A 6,486-nucleotide genomic window follows, 5' to 3' on the forward strand; every position below is an offset into this window, starting at 1 on the left:
CCTTGTTCACTTCAGGTTTCGCTTGCGCTCGATGAGCTGCATGATCAGCGGCGTCAGGATCAGCTGCATCGCGAGGTCGAGCTTCGCGCCGGGGCACACGATCGAATTGGCGCGAGACATCCAGCTTTGCGGCAGCATCGAGAGCAGATAGGGGAAGTCGATGCCGCGCGGGTTCTTGAAGCGGATCACGACCATCGATTCGTCCGGCGTCGGGATCCAGCGCGCGATGAACGGATTGGAGGTGTCCACCGTCGGCACGCGCTGGAAGTTGATGTCGGTCTCGGAAAATTGCGGGCAGATATAGTGGATGTAGTCAGGCATCCGCCGCAGAACGGTGTCGGTGACGGCCTCGGTCGAATAGCCTCGCGCACTACGGTCGCGGTGCAGCTTCTGGATCCATTCGAGATTGATGACGGGCACGACACCGATCTTGAGGTCGGCATAACGCGCGACATTGACCTTGTCGGTGACGACGGCGCCATGCAGGCCCTCGTAGAACAGCAGATCGGAGCTCTCCGGCAGCCGTTTCCATTCGGTGAAGGTGCCTGGTGCGGCGCCATGCAGCGCGGATTCCTCGGCGTCGTGGACATAGTGCCGCGTCGTCGCCGTGCCGGTCTCGCCATAGTCGCGGAACGCCCGCTCCAGCTCCTCGAACAGATTGGTCTCGGGACTGAAATGGCTGAAATGCCTGTTGCCGCGATCGGCCTCCTTCGCCATCTGCGTGCGCATCTCCGCGCGATCGTAGCGATGGAAGGCGTCGCCTTCGATGTAGGCGGCGTTGACCTTATCGCGGAAGAATATCTGTTCGAAGGTCTTCTTGACCGAGGTTGTGCCGGCGCCGGAGGAGCCGGTGATGGAGATGATCGGATGCTTCCTGGACATGGGATGCCTCGCTCACAGTCGGAAGAAGCCGCGCCGCGCGAACAGCGGTGCGGAGACGCTGGCGACCAGCAACGGATCGCAATGCAGTTCCTCGACGCGCTGCACCTCGTTGCTCGAGCCCATGATCAGCGGCACGCGCTGGTGCAGGCTCTGTGCTGAGAGCTCGAGGATGCGCTCGCGCCCGGTCGAAGCAGAGCCGCCGGCCTGCTCGATGATGTAAGCCATCGGGTGCGCCTCGTAGACGAGGCGCAGGCGGCCGTCGCCATAGCCGGGCCGTGCATCGGAGGGATAGAGGAACACGCCGCCGCGGGTGAGGATACGGTAGGCCTCGGCGACCAGCGAACCGATCCAGCGCATGTTGAAATTGTGGTTGGCCGGCCCTTCCACACCGGCGAGGCATTCGTCGACGAAGGCGCGCACCGGCTGTTCCCAATGCCGGCGGTTCGAGGCGTTGATCGCGAACTCCTCGCACGTCTCGGAAATCTGCACGGCGCTGCGCGCGAGACGGAAGCAACCGGACTTGCGGTCGAGCGTGAAGATCTCGACGCCGTCGCCGAGTGTCAGCACCAGCGAGGTCTGCGGACCGTAGGTGACGAACCCCGCCGCAAGCTGCGCCGAACCGCGCTGATGGAAGGCGAGCGCGAGATCGTCGGGCGCGGGCAGGATCGAGAAGATCGTGCCGACGGTCATGTTGACGTCGATATTGGAGGAGCCGTCGAGCGGATCGATCGCGACGCAGATCTTGGCCTCGCGATCGCCGATCTGCGGTTCGCGCATCTCTTCCGACGCCAGTGCCGCGATCGGCAGCTTGCCGAGGCAGCGGCGCAGGATCGCGTCGGCCTGGACGTCGAGATCGCGCTGGACATCACCGTCGCTGTTGCGGCCGGTGGTCAGGCCCGAGGCGTCTGCAAGGTCTCCGGTCGCGATGAGATCGGCGATCTCGATCGCGGCCGCGGCAATGGCATCGACTGCGGCCGCCACGGCCAGCGCATGGGGTGCGGTCTCGGAGTACCGTTGAAGGTGGTCGTCCAGCCTGAGTTGCCCTGTCATCTGCGTCCATCCCTTTGCTGGTGCCGCATCCAGTCCCTCCCCGCTGGAGGTTGGTGCAGTCAGTCCCAACAATGAGGAGATTGACAGGGCCGGCTTAATAAGGAAAATTTCTATTCATAATGAGCGCCAAAGAATTATCTTATAATGCCCATTCGGCAGCGCAGCTCCGGCATCTGACGATCCGGCAGCTCCGCTCGCTTGCGGCGCTCTCTGCCAAGGGCAGCGTGACGGCAGCCTCGAGCCAGCTCGGACTGACCCAGCCGGCGGTGACCCAGCAGCTGCGCCAGCTTCAGGATCTCGCCGGCCTGCCGCTGGTGCAGCGGACCGGCGACGGCATGCTGCTGACGGAGGCGGGCATGGAGGTGCTGACGCTCGCCGAGCGCGTCGACGCCGCGATCGCCGACTGCCAGGGCGCGCTCGACCTGCTTGCGGGGCGAACCGGCGGCACCGTCCATCTGGGCGCTGTCTCGACCGCCAAATATTTCGTGCCGCATGCGATCGCGGCGTTCTCGAAGCGGTATCCGAAGATCGAGATCAAGCTCACCGTCGGCAACCGCGAGGAGATCCGCGAGGCCATGCACGGCTACGACCTCGACTTCGCGGTGATGGGTCGGCCACCGGCCGACGTCAGCGTCGACGTGCGTCAGCTCGGGCGCAATCCGCATATCATCGTCGCGCGCAAGGGACACTGGCTGGAGAAGGATTCCGGCCTCAACCTGACGGACCTCGTGCACGAGACCTTCCTCACCCGCGAGCCCGGCTCGGGCACGCGGACGCTGATGGAAGGCATGTTCCAGAGGTCGGATCTCGAGCCGGTCATCGGCATGGAGATGAGCAGCAACGAGACCATCAAGCAGGCCGTCATCGCCGGGCTCGGCATCGCCTTCATCTCGGCGCACACCGTGGCGCACGAGCTCACCGAGGGCCGGCTCATCGTGCTCGACGTCGCGGGCTTGCCGATCGTGCGGCAATGGTACGTGATCCGACGCAGCGACAAGGTGCTGTTGCCGCCGGCGCAGGCGATGTTCGATTTTCTGGGCTCGGAGGGGGCGAACTATCTGCCCGACGTGCCCGAACTCGGCGCGCGATAGCCCGCCGAAATTCAGCCCATCAGCTTCATTGCGACCGTCGCGGCCAGAATGACGATGATCTGGAGCAGGCGCTCGGTCGTGAAAATGCGGTTGAAGGTGGTCATCGCTTGCCCCGGAATATCTCTGTGCGGACGTTGCTAGCATATGCGGGCATCGAGATAACTCCGTAGTCGCCACGAGTCCTGTCGCCACCAGTCCTGTCGGCGCGCCAACAGACGTCAGCGCCGGAACTTCCAGGACGTTAACTATCAGGCCGCGAGCTGCGTAGCGTAGTCCATCCGCGCGGCGAAATAGGTTTCCAGCTCCGTCAGCGCCCGCGCTTCCCAATCCCTCGCCTGCTCGAGCAGCGACCAGCTCTGGCCCGGGCGGAATGCAGCGGTCTGGCGATAGAGCGATGCGATCCCGCGGTAGCGGCGCACGTTCTCCAAGATGGCGTGACCGGTTATTTGGCCGTTCATGTCCGAAAACTCCGTCGTCATTCCCGGGGGAGAAATTGCCGCCAAATCTTTTTCGAAAAGTTAGCGCCGCGCGGCAAGCGTCCGAATGGTTTCCGGACTGTTGCGCGCGCGCAACGCCCGCGGCCGTGCAATGCCGACCTATTGCGAATTCGTTGCCGCGCTCTCGCCCCGCGGCTTCAACCCGCCGCGGCTGATGATCGCCATCGTCTCGCGGCAGAGGTCGGCAAGGCCGATCACCAGCACTGCGAGCAGGCAGAACAGATTGATGGAATCGGCATGCGCGCCGGTCAGCGAATTGAACTTGAAGAAGGGCGGCATGAACGCCCACCACACCACCGGAATGGTGAGCAGCGCGGCGAACCCCGCCGCCGGCGCGCCCGCGACAATGCCGAGCACGAACAGGCTGGGCAGGAACGTCGCGAAATAGAGTTTTGCGCCGAGCGCGACACAGATGCCCTGGAGCGCAGCCGACATTGCGACAACGACGAATCCAAGCAGAAACGCCTGCCACGACCATGGCCGTACTCGCGGTACGCCAAACAGCCCCGCACTCCTCATCAGCCTCCCCCTGCCGCCCGTTAACCAGGCCCGCTTGCGACCAAAGTACTACAGCGGCAGGGAAACCGCGAGGTGGAAATTGCCACCCAGGTTGCTTGCAGGCGGCTTTAGTAAACGGCCCGCATCGCACCATTTATGGCCACGCCGGCGGCTACTCGGTGGCCGCATAGGCCAGGCCCGCGACGGGAAGCGCGAGGCCAATGGCCGATGCCAGCGTCCAGCCGCCTTGCGCAAAGGCCCAGGCGCCAAGTGCCGAGCCTGCGGCAGCCGCGCTGAAGAACGTTGCCATATAGAGGCCGTTGAGGCGGCTGCGATGCTCATGCCCCAGCACGAAGATGGCGCGGAAGCCGAGCACGACGTTGCCCTGCACGCCGAAATCGATCGCGATGGCGGCGACGACAAGGCAGGCCAGATTCAGCGTCGAACCGGCCGTGCCGATCTGCGTGATCAGGAAGCCCACGGCAACCAGGAGCATCGCGACCAGGGTCGCGACGCGGCTATGGCCGCGATCGGCAAGCCGTCCCGCGATCGGGGCCGCGAACACGCCGGCGACACCGGCGAGCGCGAACAGCGCAATGCCACGCTGGGTGAAGCCGAACTCGTTTGCGAGCAGCAGCGGCGTCACGGTCCAGAACAGGCTGAAGGCACCGAACAGGCTGGCCTGGTAGAGCGCGCGGCGCCGCAGCAGCGGCGTGGTCCGCACCAGATGCGGCATCGACAGCAGCAATTCGCCATAGTGCATGCGCGCGACCGGTTTGCGCTTCGGCAGCGTCATCCAGAGCACAGCTGCGAGCACGATCATCAGCGCGGCGGACAGCAAGAACACCGCGTGCCACGACAGCACTGCCGTGACGAAGCTCGACACCGGGCGCGCCAGCATGATGCCCAGCATCAGGCCGGTCGAGACGTTGCCGACGACGCGGCCGCGGATGGCTTCCGGCGCGAGATGCGCCGCATAGGGAATGATGATCTGCACCGCGACCGAGCCGAGCCCGATGAACAATGCGGCGATCAGGAACGGCAGCACGTGGGACGCGAACCCCGCGGCGAGCAGCGCTGCGGCGCCGAGCGTGATGACGGAGCAGATCAGGGTGCGGTTTTCGACGAGATCGCCGAGCGGCACGATGAAGAGAAGCCCCACGCCGTAGCCGATCTGCGTCATGGTGACGATCAGCCCCGCCGCTTCATGCGACAGGCCGAGCGCGGCGCTGATCGGGGCGATCAGCGGCTGGGCGTAATAGATGTTGGCGGCGACCATGCCACAGGCCGCGGCAAGCACGAAGGTCAGTCGTTGCGACACCGCATCCGGTCCGGGCGCGGTCTCGATCGTGGCATTCATCGTCATTCACGCGGTCTCCAGATATAGGAAACGTTCGTTTCCCAATATGACAAAAAATTCAGGCGAGCAGTTTCATCGCGACGGCGACCAGGCGCTTGCCGTCGAGCGAAAGGCGCGCCTTGCCGACGACGCGCAGGCCCTGCGTGATGCAGATCATCAGCCGCGCGGTGTCGTCGGCGGCGACATGGCGGGGAATCGAGCCGTCGGCCTGCCCCTCGCGAATGAGGCCGGCGATGAAGTTTTCGTTGGTCTCGAGCCGCGCGCTGACGAGGGCGGCGACCACCGGGTCGACCACCGACAATTCGACCGCGCTGCCGACCACGAGGCAGCCGCGCCGCCCCTCGCTGCCCTGGGAGTGCTCCACATACGAGAGCAGCATGTTGCGCAGCCGCTCGCGGCCATTGGCGCCTTGCGCCGCGGCGCTGCGCGTCTGCTCCTGACGCAGCGCCGCGTAGCGCTCGAAGGCGGCGAGAAACACCGCATGCTTGTCGCGAAACGCCTTGTAGACGCTCCCCGTCGCCAGCCGCATCGCCGCGGTGAGATCGCCGATCGAGGTCGCATGATAACCGCGCTCGCAAAACACGCGCACGGCGCGGTCAAGCGCAGTGTCCATGTCGAACTCCCGGGGACGGCCGGGCCGGCGAGCAACGGGCTCGGATTTGCGGACTGCTTTTTGCATTGCGGGATAATAGGGAATGATTGTTTCCGAATAAAGACACTTGGTTGTGATGGGAGGGGCGGACTTGTGACGGGGAGCAACGGTACCGCTCACGTCCGTGTCCCGGACGCGCTGCAACGCGCAGCGTTGCTGCGCAGAGCCGGGACCCAGAAGGCGACACGGTACAATGCGGCGACGTGGGCCCCGGCTCTGCAGCGCACCGCAAGGGCGCTGCGCTGCGTCCGGGGCACGAGAGCGGAGCTTGCCGCACTCTCGCCGCATCGTCATTGCGAGCGCAGCGAAGCAATCCAGAATCCCTCCGCTGAACGGCTCTGGATTGCTTCGCTACGCGTAACTGCCCAGGTCCGTTTGCTCGGTTAGGCGACGCTGAGTTTGTGGATGAGTTGTGTGGGGCATCGGGACAATGTTTCGAGCATGTTCCATCCGCGC

The 6,486-nt window shown here is 64.9% G+C and carries 7 protein-coding genes; 1 reads left to right on the forward strand and 6 read right to left on the reverse strand.

What is annotated here, in order from left to right; translation table 11 throughout:
* Window positions 1-6 precede the first annotated feature (6 nt).
* Both IVB27_RS05280 and IVB27_RS05285 read right to left on the reverse strand, forming a co-directional pair.
* Window positions 7-882 carry a phosphoribulokinase gene (locus IVB27_RS05280; protein ID WP_247347952.1) on the reverse strand — a complete coding sequence of 292 codons (876 nt, stop codon included), beginning with the start codon at window positions 880-882 and terminating at the stop codon, window positions 7-9.
* 12 nt (window positions 883-894) lie between these two features.
* Window positions 895-1,932 (reverse strand): class 1 fructose-bisphosphatase, encoded by a 1,038-nt coding sequence (locus tag IVB27_RS05285; protein ID WP_247347950.1) that lies wholly within the window; start codon window positions 1,930-1,932, stop codon window positions 895-897.
* 119 nt (window positions 1,933-2,051) lie between these two features.
* Here IVB27_RS05285 and IVB27_RS05290 point away from each other — a divergent pair, with 119 nt between their 5' ends.
* A complete protein-coding gene (locus IVB27_RS05290; protein ID WP_247441937.1) occupies window positions 2,052-3,023 on the forward strand; it encodes a LysR family transcriptional regulator in 972 nt (323 codons plus the stop codon).
* A gap of 248 nt (window positions 3,024-3,271) precedes the next feature.
* Here IVB27_RS05290 and IVB27_RS05295 read toward each other — a convergent pair whose 3' ends face one another.
* The 4 genes from IVB27_RS05295 to IVB27_RS05310 all read right to left on the reverse strand — a co-directional run bounded on the left by IVB27_RS05295 (window position 3,272) and on the right by IVB27_RS05310 (window position 5,991).
* On the reverse strand, window positions 3,272-3,481 hold the full coding sequence (locus tag IVB27_RS05295; RefSeq protein ID WP_247347946.1) for a hypothetical protein: 210 nt from the start codon (window positions 3,479-3,481) through the stop codon (window positions 3,272-3,274).
* 138 nt (window positions 3,482-3,619) lie between these two features.
* Window positions 3,620-4,039 (reverse strand): DUF4118 domain-containing protein, encoded by a 420-nt coding sequence (locus tag IVB27_RS05300; RefSeq protein ID WP_247441938.1) that lies wholly within the window; start codon window positions 4,037-4,039, stop codon window positions 3,620-3,622.
* A gap of 151 nt (window positions 4,040-4,190) precedes the next feature.
* On the reverse strand, window positions 4,191-5,384 hold the full coding sequence (locus IVB27_RS05305; RefSeq protein WP_247441940.1) for an MFS transporter: 1,194 nt from the start codon (window positions 5,382-5,384) through the stop codon (window positions 4,191-4,193).
* A gap of 52 nt (window positions 5,385-5,436) precedes the next feature.
* Window positions 5,437-5,991: a TetR/AcrR family transcriptional regulator gene (locus IVB27_RS05310; RefSeq protein WP_247441942.1), complete on the reverse strand. Its 555-nt coding sequence runs from the start codon at window positions 5,989-5,991 to the stop codon at window positions 5,437-5,439.
* Window positions 5,992-6,486 lie beyond the last annotated feature (495 nt).

Source organism: Bradyrhizobium sp. 197 (genome assembly GCF_023073375.1).
GTDB lineage: Bacteria > Pseudomonadota > Alphaproteobacteria > Rhizobiales > Xanthobacteraceae > Bradyrhizobium.

Coding starts and splice junctions, on each gene's coding strand:
- IVB27_RS05280 (WP_247347952.1), bottom strand. CDS start 882: ATGTCCAGGAAGCATCCGATCATCTCCATCACCGGCTCCTCCGGCGCC.
- IVB27_RS05285 (WP_247347950.1), bottom strand. CDS start 1,932: ATGACAGGGCAACTCAGGCTGGACGACCACCTTCAACGGTACTCCGAG.
- IVB27_RS05290 (WP_247441937.1), top strand. CDS start 2,052: ATGAGCGCCAAAGAATTATCTTATAATGCCCATTCGGCAGCGCAGCTC.
- IVB27_RS05295 (WP_247347946.1), bottom strand. CDS start 3,481: ATGAACGGCCAAATAACCGGTCACGCCATCTTGGAGAACGTGCGCCGC.
- IVB27_RS05300 (WP_247441938.1), bottom strand. CDS start 4,039: ATGAGGAGTGCGGGGCTGTTTGGCGTACCGCGAGTACGGCCATGGTCG.
- IVB27_RS05305 (WP_247441940.1), bottom strand. CDS start 5,384: ATGACGATGAATGCCACGATCGAGACCGCGCCCGGACCGGATGCGGTG.
- IVB27_RS05310 (WP_247441942.1), bottom strand. CDS start 5,991: ATGGACACTGCGCTTGACCGCGCCGTGCGCGTGTTTTGCGAGCGCGGT.